This window comes from Streptomyces sp. NPDC002640 (genome assembly GCF_053592575.1).
Window position 1 is genome coordinate 237,209 of the sequence record NZ_JBSFVZ010000006.1, and the last position, 17,745, is coordinate 254,953.

A 17,745-nucleotide genomic window follows, 5' to 3' on the forward strand; every position below is an offset into this window, starting at 1 on the left:
TCGCTGAGGGAGGGCGACCGCCTCTGCTCGTTTCCGCCCACCTGTCACCCGTCCGGCCCACGGTGCCGGACCCGGTGGGCCTGTCTCCGCTAGCGGTCGCCCGCCAGCGTGCGCACGACCTCGGACACCCGGGTGTACACCCCCGGCTTCCTCGCCTGGCCGCAGCCGCTGCCCCAGGACACCAGTCCGACGAGCCTGCCCTTGGCCACCAGAGGGCCTCCGCTGTCCCCCTGACAGGCGTCAGGGCCCCCCTCGGGCTCTCCGGCGCAGAGCATCACCTCAGGCGTGTAGGCGCCGTCCGAGCCGCCCGGATAGGCCTCCTGGCACCACCCGTCCTCCAGCACGTGCAATTGCGCCGCCCGGAGGGTCCGGAAGTAGGCCCCCGCACCCGTGACGTCGCCCCAGCCGTAGACCATGGCGGGCGTGCCGGCGCGGTAGGCGCTGTCCCCGGCGGCGGCCGCCTTGACGACGGAGCCGCGCGGCAGCGGCTCGGCCAGGGTGAGCACGGCGAAGTCGCCGGCGTTGGTGGCGGTGTCGTACTCCGGGTTCACCCAGGTCTCCCGCACCTCCACCTCCTGGCCTCCCTCACCGGTCAGTGTGGAGCGCCCGGCGATCACCGTGAGGTCGGGGACCTGCTCGACCGGCCTGCCCAGCACCTCCTGGCCCAGGCAGTGCGCGGCGGTCAGGACGGTCCTGGCGCCGATCACCGCGCCGCCGCAGAAGTGGCCGGCTCTGCTGTCGCCGAACAGCTCCCGGCTGGCGAGCGCCACCGTCCAGGGGGCCTGCTCCACCTGCACCGGGAAGCCGCCCACGACCACACGCGAGGCGCCGCCGCGGGCGGACCCCGCCTCGGCCGCCGCCGGGGTGGCCGGCACCAGTGCCGCCACCGCCGCCAGCGACGACGTCACCGCCGCGACCCCCACGGCTGGGAGAAAACGCATAACATCCCTCACTCCGGGTCGACCATGTGTCGACCCAAAGTAATCCAGCAGAGCCTCCCGCCACAGGTCCGACGACGCGAAGGCCCGGCTCCTCGGGAGAGGAACCGGGCCTTCGTGCCGTTTTCGTGCCGTTTTCCGACCGGTGGTGCCGGTCCGGTCAGTCGAGGTAGTCGCGCAGGACCTGCGAACGCGACGGGTGGCGCAGCTTCGACATGGTCTTCGACTCGATCTGGCGGATGCGCTCGCGCGTCACGCCGTAGACCTTGCCGATCTCGTCGAGGGTCTTCGGCTGGCCGTCGGTCAGGCCGAAGCGCATCGAGACGACGCCCGCCTCACGCTCGGACAGCGTGTCCAGGACGGAGTGCAGCTGCTCCTGGAGCAGGGTGAAGCTGACCGCGTCGGCCGGGACGACCGCCTCGGAGTCCTCGATCAGGTCACCGAACTCGCTGTCGCCGTCCTCGCCCAGCGGGGTGTGCAGCGAGATGGGCTCGCGACCGTACTTCTGGACCTCGATGACCTTCTCGGGGGTCATGTCGAGTTCCTTGGCCAGCTCCTCCGGGGTGGGCTCGCGGCCCAGGTCCTGGAGCATCTGGCGCTGGACGCGGGCCAGCTTGTTGATGACCTCGACCATGTGCACCGGGATGCGGATGGTGCGGGCCTGGTCGGCCATGGCGCGGGTGATGGCCTGACGGATCCACCAGGTGGCGTACGTGGAGAACTTGTAGCCCTTGGTGTAGTCGAACTTCTCGACCGCGCGGATCAGACCGAGGTTGCCCTCCTGGATCAGGTCCAGGAAGAGCATGCCGCGGCCGGTGTACCGCTTGGCCAGCGAGACCACCAGACGGAGGTTGGCCTCCAGCAGGTGGTTCTTGGCGCGGCGGCCGTCCTCGGCGATGATCTCCAGCTCGCGCTTGAGCTTGGGCGCGATCTTGTCGGAGTTGGCCAGCTTGTCCTCGGCGAACAGACCGGCCTCGATGCGCTTGGCGAGCTCGACCTCCTGCTCGGCGTTGAGCAGCGGGACCTTGCCGATCTGCTTCAGGTAGTCCTTGACCGGGTCGGCGGTGGCGCCGGCCGCCGCGACCTGCTGCGCGGGGGCGTCGTCCTCGTCCTCGTCGGACAGGACGAAGCCCGCGCTCTCGGCACCCTCCGGCTCGTCGGCGGCCTTGCCCGGGGTCTCCTCGAGCTCTTCCTCGACGAGTTCCGGGTCGTCCTTCTTGGCCGTCGTCTTCTTCGCCGCGGTCTTCTTGGCGGTGGTCTTCTTGGCCACCGTCTTCTTGGCGGTGGTCTTCTTCGCCGCGGCCTTCTTCGCGGGCGCGCCGGCCTCCGGCTCCTCGCCCTCCTCGGCGGGCGCCGCCGGAGCGGCGGCGGCCTTCTTGGTCACCGTCTTCGCGGCGACCGAGCGGGTCGTGGTGCGCTTGGCCGTGGCCTTGGCGGCGACGCTCTTGCGGGCGCGCTTGGGCTCCGCCGCGTTCACCATCAACGTCACGCCCTCTTCTTCGAGGATCTGGTTGAGGCTGCGGAGGACGTTCTTCCACTGAGTGGCCGGAATCTGGTCGGCTTCGAAAGCGCGACGCACGTCATCGCCGCCGATCTGCCCCTCAGCCTTCCCACGCTCGATGAGCGCCATGAGAGAGACGGACTCGGCGATCTCCGGCGGGAGCGTACGGGATGTGCTGGCCGACACGAACAACCTCTCGGAACGTTGGAAAACGGCTTCCGGCCCCGTCCGCGAGGACAGGAGCCGACGACCGCCGACCTGGGGATGAGCCGACGGCGCGGGCTCGGGCCGGGAGGAACAAGCGCCGCGTACGGCGTCCGTATTCCTTCCTCGGCTGTCACCTCTTAGGTCATCGCGCTGCTCCGCCGAGCGTTACGCCTAATCTGCGTGGCCCGAGTCACACCGCGAATCGGTGCAATACCGAAGATAGTCGGTCATCACCGGTCACGGAGCGACGGTTGTTCGCAGATGCCGTGATGCAGGACACTCCGCACGCCCCCTGCCCGCCCGGGACGGCGAAGGGAGGGGCCGCCGGAGTCCCGCCCCGGCGGCGCCTGCGCCCTCCTGTCAGTGTTCGCGCGGCGCGGGAACCACGCGCTCCATCTCCGGGTGCAGGCTCTCCGGGTGCATCGGCTCGGAGTGCATCGCCTCGGGGTGGACGCTCAGCAGCTGCCGCATCGCCGCCTCGGCCGCCGCACCGTCGCCGCCCGCCAGGGCGTCCAGGATCCGGGCGTGGTGCCCCAGGGAGGCCTCGTTCGGACGGTCACAGCCGGTGACCGGGCCGCCGGACACCTGGAGCGCGGACGAGACGATGCCGGAGAGGTGCTCCAGCATGCGGTTGCCGGCGACCTGGATCAGCAGGTGGTGGAACTCCGCGTCGGCCCGCGAGAACGTCAGCGCGTCCCCCTGGGCGACCGAGTGGTTCATGATCTCCACCATGTCGGCGAGGCGCTGCTGGACGTCCTCCCGGCCGTGCCCGGCGGCGAGGCGGGCGGCGAGCGGCTCGATGGTCCAGCGGAGCTCGGTCAGCTCCCGGCGCTGGTGGTCGCGCTGGGGGCCGAAGGCCCGCCACTCGATGATGTCGGGGTCGAGCAGGTTCCAGTCGCTGACCGGCCGCACCCGGGTGCCCACGTTGGGCCGGGCGCTGACCAGACCCTTGGCCTCCAGCACGCGGAGGGACTCGCGGACGACGGTGCGGGAGACCTCGAACCGCTGGCCGATCTCCTCGGGTACGAGCGGCCGGTCCGCCCCGAGGTCGCCGGAGACGATCATCTGTCCCAGCTGCTGAACGAGTTGGCCGTGCAGCCCGCGGCCCCGGCTCCCGGCGGCACGGCGGCTGCCGACCCGCCCCAGCTCGGGGTCCGACTCCCAGACGGGCGCGCCGACCCGGTCGGCCGTGGGGCCTTCCGCGTAGGGGTAGCGGTCGAGTTCACCCGCGCCGGCCAGGCCGGATTCGGCGGAGCGGGCGGCGGTCATCATGGTGTGCGCAAGGGTACTCACACCCTCTTTTGTCGGCGCTGGCGCCAACTCCCTTGAGGGCTTTGGTGAAAAGCACACGAAAGGGTGATCGCTCACCCCGTCTCAATTGACGCCTTATCGGAAAGAATTGTGACGTTCCAAGGCGAGTTGGGCACTTCGAGGTCACCAAGAGGTCACCAACGGAAGCAATCGATCATTCTTCGACTCGATCCGCTCATCAACGAACCGCCCTGCGCAACGCGGTAACGGCGTAAGCACCCATGAGGACGGCCAGCGCCAAGGTCATGGCGACACCGACGGGTTGCCCCAGGAGCCGGAGCACCTCGGCGACCACGTCGCCCCGGTCCCAGGCCCATCGTTCGATCAGTTCACCACCCACCAGGTGTGAACCGCGCGGCCCGGCGGCGGGTGCCAGGAACGCCGCGGCCCGGTCGGCCAGCGGGGCCGCGACCACTGGGACGGCGAGCACCGCGGCCAGTCCGCCGGCGACGGAGCGGAAGAGACCGGCGGCCAGGACGCCCGCCCAGGCGCAGGCCGCCACGAGGGCCAGCCAGGCGACTGCGAGCGCGGGCCACTGCGGGGGCGGCGCGGCGTATTCGTCGCCCAGCAGCAGCCGGAGCAGCCCCGCGTCGACCGTCACGGCGGCGAGGGCGGGGACGGCTGCCGCGAGCGCCGACACCAGCAGCTTGGCGGCGAGCAGCCCCAGCCTGCGGGGAACGGTGCCCCGGTCGACGGCGAGGGCGGGGTGCCGGAACTCCTGCCCGGAGGAGAGCGCGCCGATCAGTGCGGCGCCCAGCGCGGCGGGGGGAAGCGGCAGTTGGGCGGGCCAGGCCGCCAGCAGCCGGGCGTGCGGGGTGTGGCCGATCTGGGACAACAGCAGCGTGAGCAGGGCGGAGACCAGGACGACGGCGGCCGAGGTGCGGGCCAGGACGCCGGTGCCGAGGGTCCGCCGGACCTCGTAACGCAGCGGTCGCAGCGGGGAGAAGGGGCGCCGCACCCGGATCGACGGGAGCGACGGAACCGACGAGGGCGACCGGGGCGACGAGGGCGACGGGCGGTGTGTCTCGGCACCCTCCCGCGGCGCCGGCCGGTCCTCCGGGGCGTCCAGGTCCCCCCGGTCCTGGAAGTCCTTCAGGCCCTCCGGGGCGTCCGGATCAGGGCGGTCGTGCGCGTCCGAGGTGGGCCGCCCGGAGAGCGTCGACAGGGGCCCGGCACCCGCGCCCGGACCCATGTCACCTGTTTCCTCGGCGAGTTGGTGGACCGGGATGCGGTGCCGGTAGGCGGTTTCGCCGATCTCGGCGCAGGTGCTGCCGTAGACCGACAGCAGGGCCCCGCCCTCGCGGACCACTTCCACGGGACGACGGGCGATCCGGCCCTCCTTGGCCAGCAGGTCCGCGAGGCGTTCGGCGTGCGGAGTGCGGACGGCGACACGGCGGCGGAGCCGGGTCGCCGTGAACTCCTCGACGGACTGGTCGGCCACCACCCGCCCGCGTTCCAGGGTGACCACCTGATCGGCGATCCGGGCGGCCTCCTTGGGGTCGGCGGTGGTGAACAGCACCGCGCCACCGTGCTCCGCGTACCGGCGCAGGGTGGTGTGCAGCCAGCGCAGGTCGCCGGGGGCGAGCCCTGCGGCGGGCTCGTCGAGCACGAGGGCGTGCGGGGCGGCCAGCAGGGCGCAGGCCATGCCGAGCCGGCGGTCGGCGCCCCGGGAGAGGGCGTCGAGGCGCCGGTCGCGCCACTCGGTCAGGCCGGTGGACTCCAGGAGTTCGTCGGCGCGGGCGGCGGGCGTCCCCACGGCGGCGCAGAGCATGCGGAGGTGACCGCGGACCGTCCGGGCGGGGTGGCCCGGCACGTCCCCGAGGAGCACGCCGACCTCGCGCAGCGGGGCGGGGGACTCGTGCAGGGGGCGACCGCGGAAGTGGGTGACGCCGCGGCCTCGCCGTAGACCCAGCATGAGTTGGAGGACCGTGGTCCTGCCCGCCCCCTGGGCTCCGAGGAGTGCGGTGACCCGGCCGGGCAGCGCCTCGAAGGAGACGTCGTCGACGAGGGGCGGGAGCTCCTTGCGGGGGGCGCTGGTGAGTCCGATGGCCTTGATCACCCGAAGCAAGATAGCGCGATACGCGCTATCTCCTTACGTTTCGCCGGTTTTGATCTGCAGTGGTCGGTCCGGCTCCGCGCGCATCGGGTCAGACCTCGGGACGCAGCATGGGCGGGTTGAGCAGCGTCGCTCCACCGGCACGGAACAACTGGGCCGGGCGGCCGCCTTGGCGGGTGGTGGTGCCGCCGGTGGGCACCAGGAAGCCGGGCGTGCCGGTGACCTTGCGGTGGAAGTTCCGCGGGTCGAGGGCGACGCCCCACACCGCCTCGTAGACGCGGCGCAGTTCCCCCACGGTGAATTCGGGCGGACAGAACGCCGTCGCCAGCGAGGAGTACTCGATCTTCGAGCGGGCTCGTTCCACCCCGTCGGCCAGGATGTGCGCGTGGTCGAAGGCGAGCGGGGCGGAGTCCTCGCCGGTCCCGGAGGGCTGGAGGAGTTCCTCCACGGCAGCCCAGCGGGCGTCTCCGGCGTCGCCGCCGGGACGAGGCGCGGGGAGGTCCGGGGCCAGGGCGAGGTGGGCGACGCTGACCACCCGCATGCGCGGGTCCCGCTTCGGGTCCCCGTAGGTGGCGAGCTGCTCGAGGTGGGCGCCGTTGTCCTGCGGGGGTTCCGTCGGGGCGGAGGGGTCGTGGGCCCGCAGACCGGTCTCCTCGAGCAGTTCGCGTGCCGCGGCCTGGGTCAGGTCCTCGTCCTCGCGCACGAAGCCACCGGGCAGGGCCCAGCGGCCCTGGAAGGGGGGCTCGCCACGGCGGACCGCCAGTGCGCACAGCGAGTGGCGGCGCACGGTCAGCACCACCAGGTCCACGGTGACGGCGAAGGGCGGAAAGACTGACGGGTCGTAGGGCATGACGCGATCATAGTCGTCTGCCTGACGATAATCACCGCTTCGGACGCACCGGGCCTCCGCGGATGATCACGGCGGACCCGTCTGCCGCTGCCCTCTGCCTCCGCTCCCATCCGCCTCCCCCCGGCCTGTCTCCACTCCCGTCTGCCTCCCTCCGACCTGCCTCCGCTCACATGCCCTCCCGCCTCCTTCCGCGTCGGAGGCGGGCCGGCATCCCCGGACCGGACGGGCCGCCTCGTCCTCGGGGACGGCTGAGCCGGGCGTCGGCGCGGCCGGGACCGCGCCCACCGCCGGTGGTCCGGGCTCGCACCGGTACGCGGCAGGACGCCGGGCGGCTCCTGGCACCGCCGGCGGCGATCGGCGGCATCCCGTCCGCCGGCTCCGGCCCTGCGGGCTCCGCATCGGCCGACGGCACACCGTCCCCACCGCCCTCGCCCTCGCCCTCGCCCTCGCGCTGCGAACGGGGGTCGTCCTCGTCGGGGCTCCGGCCCGGCGCGGGGGCGGTCCCTGGCCCGACGTCCGCCGACGCGCTCCCCTCACCGGCGGAGCGAGCGTGCGCGGGCTCGCCGGGCCCGGCGCCGCCACACCCCGGCGGCGGCCCGGCAGCGGCCGCCCGGCGTGCCCGCTCCCCGCGCAGGCAGGTGCGGACGGACTCCGGGTCCAGCCCCTCGTCGACGGCCCGGTGGAGCAGGCGGGCGAAGAGGTGGTCCGGGTCGGCGGCCAGCGCCATCGCCAGCGCCTCGCGCGCCTCCAAGTCGTCGCCGGTGGACCAGGCCACCCAGCCCGCCAGGGTCAGGGTCGGTGCCGCGTGCTCGCCGTAGGAACCGACGCAGCGGCGGGACAGCGCTCGCCAGAGCCGGAGGGCCGGGGCTGCCTCCTCGCCCTCCATCCACTCCGCGGCCCGGTCCCGGGTGGTGCGGTCCTGCAGGCCCAGGATCAGTGCCGCCGCCTCGTCGTGGGAGAGCAGTTCGTCGTCCCTGAGGTCCGCGTCCGGCGCGTCGGGCCGCGACGGTTCGGCGGCGAACCGGTGATGGACCCGCGCAGCCAGTTCCATCGTCTCCTCCGCCACCTCCGCGCGGTTGTCGTCCTCCACCAGGCGCGGCAGCAGCTCGGCGGCCGTCGCGTCCAGCGCGGCCTCCTGAGCCGCGACCGCCGCGGTCCCCTCCCAGGGCCGCAGCCGTGCCCGGACCTCGGCCAGCGATCCGCGCACCCGCAGCCCCGCGAAGGCAGCGGCGGCGGCGAGCACCGAGGTGCCGGGCAGGCCCACGGGTCTGCCGTCGGCGGGGCAGCAGGTGTCGTCCGAGCAGCAGTAGCTCCAGTACCGGCCGTCGGAAAGGCACAGCGCCTCGATCACCGGGACGTCGAGCTTTCCGCACTCGGTGCGCAGGAACTGTGCCAGCGGCCGCAGGCGCTCCATCACGGCCCGTCCGGACTCGCCCGGTCCGGGTTCCTGGCACACGTAGGCCACCATGCTGCTGACCGCGGGGCCCCGGCGGGCGCTGCCGGTCACCAGGCCCAGCGCGAGCTGTCCGGCGGCGGCCTGCCAGCCGGCGGGATCGGTCGGGATGCCCAGCCGCGCCCTGCCGCCGAAGCGCCCGTGGTCCCCGGAGTCGTGCAGGGCCACCAGCACCATGCAGTCCTCCGGCCGGTGGCCGAGCAGGTAGGGCAGGGCGTCGGCCAACTCCCCGGCGCTCCGCAGGGTGACCGGCCCGAAGTCGGGGCCCGGCGTCCCGATGCGGGTGGCGTCATGGGTTCCGCCCGCGGAGAAGGCGGAGGAACCGGAGGAGCCGGAAGCGCCGGAAGTGCCGGAAGAAGCGGAGGAACCGGAGGAAGTGGTGTTTTCTTCGCGATGTGTCATGCCGTGACGATGGGAGTTACAGCGCGACACCGCAACCCACTCACCCGTTCGGCTGTGGACAGCCGGCCTGTGGACAAACCGCGCCTGTCGCCGCCGTCCTGTTTGATGGGACCCATGGACCAGCACCACGACACCACGGAACTGCGGACCGAGGCCGACACCGTCCTCGCCCGGCTCGTCGGCGACCCCAGCGGCCGGGCGCGCCTGCGCGAGGACCAGTGGCGGGCCGTCGAGGCACTGGTCGCGCACCGCCGCCGCGCCCTGGTGGTGCAGCGCACGGGCTGGGGCAAGTCGGCGGTGTACTTCGTGGCGACCTCGCTGCTGCGCGCCCGCGGCAGCGGCCCGACGGTCATCGTCTCGCCGCTGCTGGCGCTGATGCGCAACCAGGTGGAGTCGGCCGCCAAGGCCGGCATCCGGGCGAGGACGATCAACTCGGCCAACCAGGAGGACTGGCAGACGGTCCAGGCCGAGATCGCGACGGGCTCGGTGGACGTGCTGCTGGTCAGCCCCGAGCGGTTGAACAACCCGGACTTCCGCGACAACGTGCTGCCGTCCCTCGCCGCGACGACCGGTCTGCTGGTGGTGGACGAGGCCCACTGCATCTCGGACTGGGGGCACGACTTCCGTCCCGACTACCGCCGTCTGCGCACGATGCTCCAGGAGCTGCCCGCCGGGGTGCCCGTGCTGGCGACCACGGCCACCGCCAACGCCCGGGTGACGGCCGATGTCGCCGAGCAGCTCGGTACGGGTGCGGCGGACTCCGACGCCCTGGTGCTGCGCGGCCCGCTGGACCGGGAGAGCCTGAGCCTGAGCGTCCTGGAACTCCCCGACGCAGCCCACCGCCTCGCCTGGCTGGCCGACCACCTCGACGACCTGCCAGGCTCGGGCATCGTCTACACGCTGACCGTGGCGGCGGCCGAGGAGGTCACGGCCTTCCTCCGCCGCCGTGGGCACACCGTGGCCTCCTACACCGGGAAGACGGAGAACGCGGAGCGCCAGCAGGCGGAGGACGATCTGCTGCACAACAAGGTCAAGGCGCTGATCGCCACCTCCGCCCTCGGGATGGGCTTCGACAAGCCCGACCTCGGTTTCGTGGTTCACCTGGGCTCGCCCTCCTCCCCGATCGCCTACTACCAGCAGGTCGGCCGTGCCGGCCGCGGTGTGGAACACGCGGAGGTGCTGCTGCTGCCGGGCAAGGAGGACGAGGCGATCTGGCGCTACTTCGCCTCGCTCGCCTTCCCGCCCGAGGAGACGGTGCGACGCACCCTCGACGTCCTGGCCCGCTCGGACCGGCCCCTGTCGCTGCCCGCCCTGGAGCCCCTGGTGGAGCTCCGCCGGTCGCGGCTGGAGACCATGCTCAAGGTGCTGGACGTGGACGGTGCGGTACGCCGGGTGAAGGGCGGCTGGGTCGCCACGGGGATGCCGTGGAGCTACGACGGCGAGCGGTACGCCTGGGTGGCCCGGCAGCGCGAGGCGGAGCAGGAGGCGATGCGCGCCTACGCCACGACCGCGGGCTGCCGCATGGAGTTCCTGCGGCGCCAGCTGGACGACGAGGAGGCGGCACGCTGCGGCCGCTGCGACAACTGCGCGGGGCCGCGCTTCACCGCCGACACGTCCTCGGGCTCGCTGGACGCCGCGCGCTCGGACCTCGGCCGGGCGGGCGTGGAGGTGGAGCCCCGCAAGATGTGGCCCACCGGGATGGTGGCCGTAGGCGTCGATCTGAAGGGGCGCATCCCGGCGCCCGAGCAGGCCTCTGAAGGGCGGGCCCTCGGCAGGTTGTCGGACATCGGCTGGGGCAACCGGCTACGCCCCCTGTTGGCGCCGCAGGCCCCGGACGTGCCGGTGCCGGACGACGTGGCGCGTGCGGTGGTGGAGGTGCTCGCCGACTGGGCCAAGGGGCCTGGTGGCTGGGCACCCGGGGTGGAGCGGGCCCAGGCGCGGCCCGTGGGCGTGGTGACGGTGGCCTCCCGGTCCCGTCCGCAGTTGGTGGGCTCCCTGGGGGCCCGGATCTCGGAGGTGGGCCGGCTCCCGCTGCTCGGAACGGTCGAGTACACGCAGGAGGCGCCGCCGCCGCACCGGAGCAACAGCGCTCAGCGGCTCAAGGCGCTGCACGACTCGCTGACGGTGTCGTCCGGCCTGGCCGCGGCGTTGACCTCGGCCCCCGGGCCGGTGCTGCTCGTGGACGACTGGACGGAAACGGGATGGACGCTGGCGGTCGCGGCGCGTCTCCTGCGCCGTGCGGGGGCGCCAGGGGTGCTGCCGCTGGTGCTCGCCGTCCAGGCCTGAGTGTCCGGGGGCGGGTGGCCCCGGTGGCATCCCCTACGGAGGGTGGGTAACTGCTTCCGGCGGCCCCGCCAACGGCGTCTCCGCTCCGGCGGCCACGCTTCCGGCGGCCCCGCTCCCGGGCGGTCGGACACACGGTCACCAGGCGCGTACGGAACGCGGGATACCCGTTCAGGCCGTGCGCCTGGTTGGCGGGTCCGGGCGGTGGGGATATTAGGAACGGAACGCCAGAAAGCGGTCAGCGACCCCAATTGCTCGTTGCCGAGGTTCAGTTCGGGGGCAAGAATTGAGCTCCGCCCTCGCGCTGACCCGCCGTCGAACGGCCGGGCACCTCGTGGTGCGCGCTCCCCCGAATCCGATCCCGCCCGCAGTGGGCGTACTGCCGAAGGGAGGACCGTGACCTTCGGATTCGCCCCGTCCTCCGCGGCTGCCGTGTCGACGTCCGCCGACCCAACCGCCGCGTCGACCAGTCGCCTGCTCGAGCCCGCGGAGTGGAGCGCCGCCGGCGTGCCGCTGCTCCGCAACCCGCGCGAGGTCGTCAACGGCCTGCACTCCAGGCATCTGCCCACGCCGCAGACCGCCGTGGTGGCCGTCCTCGACCCGGACGAACGGCTGCGCGCCAGCGCCTCGTTCACCCGTCGGCCGGGTACTCCCGCGGACGGCTGGATGTTCCGCAACGCGCTGCTGGCGCAGCTGCGCCGGGTGATCCCTCACGACCTGCGCCGCCGGAGCCCGGTGCGTACGGCCGTGCTGCTCCACTGCCGCGAGGGCGACAACCGCTGGACGGAGGAGGACGGTGCCTGGATGTGGGGCCTGCGCGACGCGTGCACGCTGCACGGGCTGCGCTGCGGCGCCTACATCACGCTGACCGGGGACGGCTGGCAGGTACAGGGCGAGGGCCGCGGCGGCCGTCGTCCCCACCTGGGCGCGCCGCCCGAACTGTTCGGCGGCGCGGCACCCATACCGCTGCCCCGCACGGGCGGGGCCGCGTCCGAGATTCTCCGGCGCGCGGCGGCCCGCTGAACGGCACCGCACGACACCGCGCAGCACGGCTCCACCGGTCGCGCGGAACACCGGACCCATGGCGGCTCGACCGGCCCCACAGCTCGACCGGCCCCACGACACCACTGGACCCGAGGCCCCACCGGGGCGCGCGGGGTGGCCGGACCGGCCCGCGGTGCGGGCGGCCCGGGCTCAGACCCCGGCGCCCAGCACCGCGTTGACGCGCTGCGGCTCGCCGCAGACGATCAGCAGGGTGCCCGCCCGACGCAGTGCCGCGGGCAGCGCCTCGGCCAGCACACTGTCGCTGCCGCCGTTGACAGCGACCACGGCGACCGGACGCGTGGCGAGGCGGTCCAGGGCGGTGGCGTCGGCGTAGAACACGTCGTCACCGGCGTCGTGCTGCGCCCAGTAGGACGCGTCGCCGAAGGACAGCTCGTGGGCGGCCCAGGGGTGCGGGTCGCCGGTGGTGATCACCAGCACCTCGCCCGGGGCGCGTCCGGAGTCGAGCAGCAGGTCCACGGCCTCCTCGGCGGCGTCCAGCGCACCGTCCACCGGTGCCGGGATGGTCTGGATCTGCGGGGTGCCGGTGGCCGCCGGGGCGGCCTGGGGTCCGGGCTTGGGTGCGGTGCGCTGCCCCGGCGGGACCGGACGCGGGCCGGGTCGGCCGGGACGCGCGGCGGCCGCGGGGCGCGGACCGGGGACGGGGCGGGGGGTCGGCATGCTGCGGCTGGGGGCCGGAGCGGTGCGGGGACCCTGGGCGCTCTCGGGAATCTGGGGCTCCTCGGGACTGAGAGGCATGGCTGATGTCTATCAAATGTCGGTGCGCCCCACGGGGGCGGGGCAGGTCGGAAGGTGGTACCTCGGCAGGCGGACCGGTCAGAAGTCGAAGCCCAGTTGGCCCTCGATCTCCGGAACGTTCGCCTCCGCCCAGGTGCGGACCTTCTTCAGGTGACGCCACCGTGGCAGCGCATCAAGATACGCCCACGACAACCGATGGTGAGGAGTGGGTCCCCTTTCCTCCAGTGCGGCCCGGTGGACGGGCGACGGATAGCCCGCGTTGGCGGCGAAGGCGAAGTCCGTGTGGTCCACACCGAGTTCCGCCATCATGGCGTCCCGCTCCACCTTGGCTATCACCGAGGCGGCGGCCACGGCAACGCAGCTCCGGTCCCCCTTGATCACCGTGCGTACCTGCCAGGGGGCACCGAGGTAGTCGTGCTTGCCGTCGAGGATCACCGCGTCCGGCCGGACCGGAAGTCCTTCCAGGGCGCGCACCGCGGCGAGCCGCAGCGCGGCGGTCATGCCCAGGTCGTCGATCTCCTCGGGGGAGGCGTGGCCCAGCGCGTAGGCGGTGACCCAGTCGCGGAGCTGACCGGCGAGTTCGTTGCGCCGCTTCAGGGTCAGCAGCTTCGAGTCGGTGAGGCCGTCGGGCGGGCGACGCAGGCCCGTGATCGCCGCGCAGACGGTGACGGGGCCGGCCCATGCTCCGCGGCCCACCTCGTCGACACCGGCGACGACCTTGGCTCCGGTCGTGGCGCGAAGGGAGCGCTCGACGGTGTGCGTGGGTGGTTCGTAGGGCATGACGTTCTTAGACTACGCCGCCCCCGGCCGGGTGTGACCCCCGGCCCGGCATCACCCGCCTCATTCACTTCCGCACACGCCGCCCACCAGCACACCGCCCGCCCCGAAACACGGCGACCGGCCAGGGCTCACCCACCCGAGCCGATCCCGGGACCTCCGATATCAGCGCCGCTTCGAGCCCCGGGAGCGACACCGACCACGCTCGCCCCCTCCCTGCCCGACACCGCGCAACCCGCCCAAAACTTCGCGTAGGTGAACAACGGGGGACCCTGCACGCAGCACGGCGGGGGCAGCTCCGAAGCCGCCCCCACCGCCCCCCGCGGTCACCTCGCGGCGACTACTCGTACAGCTCCGACTCCCACCGTTCCCGCGGACCAACACACGAGGTCGGGTCGACGTCGACCGGCCGCTCGGCCAGGACCGACCGCGCCTGCCGCTCGCTCCAGCTGGTGGCGTACCACGGGGTGTCCTCGTCCAGTTCACCTGTGTACTCGGCGAGCAGGCAGCTCCGCATCGGCTCCCTGAGGCGGTCGAGGGCCGGCACGGCGTCGACCGACAGTCCCTCGAGGTACATCCGGTCCAGGTCGCCGTCCTCCGTGTACCGCGCGACGTTGTGCTCGGCGATCAGCGCGTCCGGGGACATCAGGCCGAACGTCAGGACGCCCGCGGCGGCCGAGACGGCGACCGCGCGCGGCAGCCACCGGGAGCCCCGGATTCCCGCCACCATGATCAGCACGATCACGAGCCCGAGCCAGAACTCCATGGTCAGCACCGAGATCCGCAGGCGGGTCAGCCCGTAGGCGTCGACGTACATGTTCATGCGGGTGACCGCGGAGGCCACGACGACCAGCGCGAGCGCGCAGAGGACGCCGAGGACACCGCGCACGAGGAGGCGGTCGCTCGGGCCGGAGCGGGGCGCGGTGCGGGCGGCGACGACGACCACGACCAGGAACAGCAGGGTCACGAGCAGCAGCTGCCAGAAGCCCTGACGCGCGTACTCGGCGTAGCTCAGGCCGGTCCTCCTCAGGACCGCGTCGTAGCCGCCGAACAGCACCGTGAGCTGCACCGCGTTGAAGGCGGCGAACAGCAGGGTCAGCACGACCAGCGGCATCGCCCACTCGGTGCGGCCGCGCGGACGTCCGGCCGGGACGCGGGTGCGGTCCCACGGGACGGGGGCGGCGGCGGCGCGCGCCGCGGCCAGGGCGCCCATCACCCCGAGGGCGAACATCAGCAGGCGCAGCGGCCCGTCCACGGGCTCGTCCAGGTCGGGGACGAGGTTGCCGAGCAGGTCCGCGAAGGCGGCGTCGGCCCCGGCGAACAGCGCGCCGAAGACGACGAGCAGCACCACCGCCACCGCGGCTCCGCGCAGCACCGGCCCCAGGCGGCCCGAGGAACCGGCGGTCCGCTCCCGGACGCCGCGCACCCCCCAGATCAGGCCCTCGGCCAGCCCCGCGAACAGCCCGAGCGGGGCGAACAGGACGGCGGCCCAGGAGCGCCCTCCGTTGAGGGCGAGCGCCCCCATGGCCAAGGCTCCGGCTACGGCGAGGAACACCGGCCAGCCGGCGTCCCTCAGCGCGGGCACGGCCAGCAGGGCGAGCCCGGCCACCGCCCAGACGACCGTCCAGGGGCGCGGGCCGCGCTTCGCACGACGGGCGGCGGCCCAGGCGGCCACGGCGGCGGGCAGGGCGACGAGCAGCAGGTTCACCCCGAGTCCGTCGGCCAGCACCAGTGCGGCGACGAGTCCACTGGCGAGGGCGGCCCAGAGCGTCACGGTGGTCACCGGGGCCGGGGTGGCGGCCCTGACCTTGTCGAACCAGCCGGGTTGCGGGGGTCGCACGGCGGTGCCGGCCGGAGGCGCGGGCCAGCCGAAGCCCTCCGTTCCGGAGGTCCGCTGTCGTGCCTGCGCCGACCCGGAGGTACCGGACGGCTGCCGGTGGGCGTGCTCCGCTGCGGAGGCCTCCGGCGCCCGCTGCCGCTCCCCCGCGGCGTCGGGCGCTCCGGCGGGACCCGCGCTCTGGGCGTCCGGCTCCTCCCCGTCCGGTCTCCCCTGTGCGTCCCCCTGCACTGGTATGTCGGACAAACCGACCCCTCCCCCACCGACCGCGGGCGGTGCCCGGCGACCCCGACGAAGCCGGCGCCGACGGGGCGCGGGAGGGGTCTCGGTGCGATGTGTCGTCGTGGAACCGCGTGATCACCAGGCGGCACGGGCGCTCAGGCTAGCCCCGGGCCCACGGGGGAACCCCGGACCGGAGGAGGCCTGTGGCAAGCCTGTGGCATGTCTGTGACACACGACGGGTGCGGGAGGCGGACCGAGGGGGTAAGGGCCCGCTTGCCCGCTTCAGGCGACCGGAGCGCCCGGTGCCCGCGACCCCGGCGCCCGCTCCGGCAGCGGCTCGGTCCGCTCCGCCCGCTCCGGCTGCGGCTCGGTCCGCTTCGCCCGCTCCGGCAGCGGCTCGGTCCACACCGCCCACTCCGGCAGCGGCTCCGTCCGTTCCACCCACTCCGCGGGCGGTGCGGCGACCGCGCCGCCCGCCGCGACGACGCCTCCGACCACGGCGCAGGTGGTGTCGACGTCACCGCCGGCCCGTGCGGTGGTCCAGAAGGCCGTCCGGTAGTCGCCCGCGGAACGCGAGGCGGACCACAGGGCGAAGGGCACGGTGTCCTGGGCGGTGCTGCGCCGGCCGCAGCCGACGACGGCGGCGACGGTAGCGGGGTCCTCGTAGTCGAGCAGGGTGCGGACCCGCTCCAGGCCGAGCCCGACCATGCTCCGGGCGGGCAGCAGCGCCAGGACGCCGTCGATCAGCTCCTCCGGCCGGTGGGCGCCGGCGGACCGGGCCGACAGCGCGGCGGCCGCGGCGACGGCCTGGGCCCCCGCCACTCCCTCGGGGTGGCGGTGGGTGACGACGGCGGAGAGGGTGGCCTCGCGGACCGCGCGCTCGGGGTCGTCGGCGAACCACGCCCCCAGCGGGGCGACCCGCATCGCCGCGCCGTTGCCCCAGGACCCCTGGCCGTCGAAGAGGGCGGCGGAGAGCTCCCGCCAGTCCCCGCCCTCGCGCACCAGGCGCAGCATCCGGTTGACGGCGGGGCCGTAGCCGCGGTCGAAGTCGTGGTGCCGGGCGAAGGCCGCGGCCAGCTCGTCCTGCTCGACGGCGCCGTGGGCGGTGAGGACGGCCACCACGGAGCAGGCCATCTCCGCGTCGTCGGTCCAGCCCCACGGGCCGGGCGGAAGGTCGCCCCGGCGCAGCAGCGGGCCGTTGGCGGGGACGAAGAACTGCGAGCCGAGGGCGTCGCCCACGGTGAGGCCGGTCAGGGAGGCGAGAGCACGGTCCAGGCGGGCTCCCGGGGATGGGGAAGGGTCAGCGGTCGAGGTCGTCACTCTGCCATCCTCCTGGTGGGCCCTGTCGCCGGCCAGGGGCTTTCGGCTCCGGTTCGCGCCAGCGCTCGAAGGGACGGTCCAGGGTGTACTTGCCGTTCTCCCCGAGAACGAGCATGCGCGTCTCGCCGTTCCCCGGATTGGAGAGGGACTCGAACTCGTCCACCGTCCAGTGGAACCAGCGCATGCAGAACAGCCGCATCGCCAGGCCGTGGGTGACCAGCAGCACGTTCGGCGGGTGGCCGGAGTCCTCGAAGCTGCGGAAGAGGCTCTCCAGGAAGCCGCCGACGCGGTCGTAGACGTCGGCACCGGACTCGCCCTGGGCGAAGCGGTAGAAGAAGTGGCCGTAGGCGTCGCGGTTGGCCTTCTGGCGTGCCACGTCGTCGGGGTCCTGCCAGTTGCCCCAGTCCTGCTCGCGCAGCCGGGGTTCCTCGCGGACGCGGACGCGCGCCGGGTCCAGGCCGAGCGCCTGGAAGGTCTCGTGGGTGCGCCGGTAAGGGGACACGTAGACGCTGACGCGCTCGGACCCGAAGACGGAGCGCAGTCTGCGGCCGGTCTCCTCGGCCTGCTGCCAGCCCCGCTCGGTGAGGGGCAGGGCATGGTCCGGGGTGCGTTCGTAGATGGAGTCGTCGGCGTTCCCCGCGGACTCGCCGTGCCGGACAAGGACGATGCGGCGTGGTCGGGCCATACAGGAACCCTAGATCGGGAGCGTCCGCGACGTCGTACCGCCCCTGGTCCGGCGCCCCGGGCCCGGCCGACGCGGCATCGCATCCCCCGGCCCGGCCGACGCG

Annotated in this window: 13 protein-coding genes; 2 read left to right on the forward strand and 11 right to left on the reverse strand. The window is 73.8% G+C overall.

Annotated features, from left to right (window positions below; translation table 11 throughout):
• Positions 1–89: 89 nt before the first annotated feature.
• The 6 genes from ACWD3O_RS11005 to ACWD3O_RS11030 all read right to left on the reverse strand — a co-directional run bounded on the left by ACWD3O_RS11005 (position 90) and on the right by ACWD3O_RS11030 (position 8,718).
• On the reverse strand, positions 90–941 hold the full coding sequence (locus ACWD3O_RS11005; protein ID WP_451415658.1) for a S1 family serine peptidase: 852 nt from the start codon (positions 939–941) through the stop codon (positions 90–92).
• Between the two features lie 157 nt (positions 942–1,098).
• On the reverse strand, positions 1,099–2,625 hold the full coding sequence (locus tag ACWD3O_RS11010; protein WP_451415659.1) for an RNA polymerase sigma factor: 1,527 nt from the start codon (positions 2,623–2,625) through the stop codon (positions 1,099–1,101).
• A gap of 381 nt (positions 2,626–3,006) precedes the next feature.
• Positions 3,007–3,939: a FadR/GntR family transcriptional regulator gene (locus tag ACWD3O_RS11015; RefSeq protein WP_451415660.1), complete on the reverse strand. Its 933-nt coding sequence runs from the start codon at positions 3,937–3,939 to the stop codon at positions 3,007–3,009.
• Between the two features lie 196 nt (positions 3,940–4,135).
• Positions 4,136–6,016, reverse strand: coding sequence for an ABC transporter ATP-binding protein (locus ACWD3O_RS11020; protein WP_451415661.1), 1,881 nt, complete (start codon positions 6,014–6,016; stop codon positions 4,136–4,138).
• An 88-nt stretch (positions 6,017–6,104) separates the two neighbouring features.
• Positions 6,105–6,863: an NUDIX hydrolase gene (locus ACWD3O_RS11025; protein ID WP_451415662.1), complete on the reverse strand. Its 759-nt coding sequence runs from the start codon at positions 6,861–6,863 to the stop codon at positions 6,105–6,107.
• Positions 6,864–7,029: 166 nt separating this feature from the next.
• Positions 7,030–8,718: a DUF4192 domain-containing protein gene (locus ACWD3O_RS11030; protein WP_451415663.1), complete on the reverse strand. Its 1,689-nt coding sequence runs from the start codon at positions 8,716–8,718 to the stop codon at positions 7,030–7,032.
• Positions 8,719–8,832: 114 nt separating this feature from the next.
• Between ACWD3O_RS11030 and ACWD3O_RS11035 the strand changes: the two genes are divergently transcribed.
• The gene (locus ACWD3O_RS11035; protein WP_451415664.1) at positions 8,833–11,004 is read left to right on the forward strand and encodes a RecQ family ATP-dependent DNA helicase; all 2,172 of its coding nucleotides are present in this window, start codon (positions 8,833–8,835) and stop codon (positions 11,002–11,004) included.
• A gap of 393 nt (positions 11,005–11,397) precedes the next feature.
• Positions 11,398–12,024, forward strand: a complete 627-nt coding sequence (locus ACWD3O_RS11040; protein WP_451409104.1) for a hypothetical protein — start codon at positions 11,398–11,400, stop codon at positions 12,022–12,024.
• A gap of 171 nt (positions 12,025–12,195) precedes the next feature.
• On the opposite strand, the gene ACWD3O_RS11045 is transcribed toward ACWD3O_RS11040, so the two are convergent.
• From ACWD3O_RS11045 to ACWD3O_RS11065, 5 genes are all read right to left on the reverse strand, one after another.
• On the reverse strand, positions 12,196–12,801 hold the full coding sequence (locus tag ACWD3O_RS11045; protein ID WP_451415665.1) for a hypothetical protein: 606 nt from the start codon (positions 12,799–12,801) through the stop codon (positions 12,196–12,198).
• A 78-nt stretch (positions 12,802–12,879) separates the two neighbouring features.
• Complete coding sequence (locus ACWD3O_RS11050; protein ID WP_451415666.1) at positions 12,880–13,581, reverse strand: ribonuclease HII; 702 nt, start codon at positions 13,579–13,581, stop codon at positions 12,880–12,882.
• Between the two features lie 337 nt (positions 13,582–13,918).
• Positions 13,919–15,661, reverse strand: a complete 1,743-nt coding sequence (locus ACWD3O_RS11055; protein ID WP_451415667.1) for a DUF4153 domain-containing protein — start codon at positions 15,659–15,661, stop codon at positions 13,919–13,921.
• A 258-nt stretch (positions 15,662–15,919) separates the two neighbouring features.
• Complete coding sequence (locus ACWD3O_RS11060; RefSeq protein WP_451415668.1) at positions 15,920–16,957, reverse strand: ADP-ribosylglycohydrolase family protein; 1,038 nt, start codon at positions 16,955–16,957, stop codon at positions 15,920–15,922.
• Positions 16,938–17,642, reverse strand: a complete 705-nt coding sequence (locus ACWD3O_RS11065; protein WP_451409099.1) for a histidine phosphatase family protein — start codon at positions 17,640–17,642, stop codon at positions 16,938–16,940. Before ACWD3O_RS11065 ends, ACWD3O_RS11060 begins: the two co-directional genes overlap by 20 nt.
• Between the last annotated feature and the right edge of the window lie 103 nt (positions 17,643–17,745).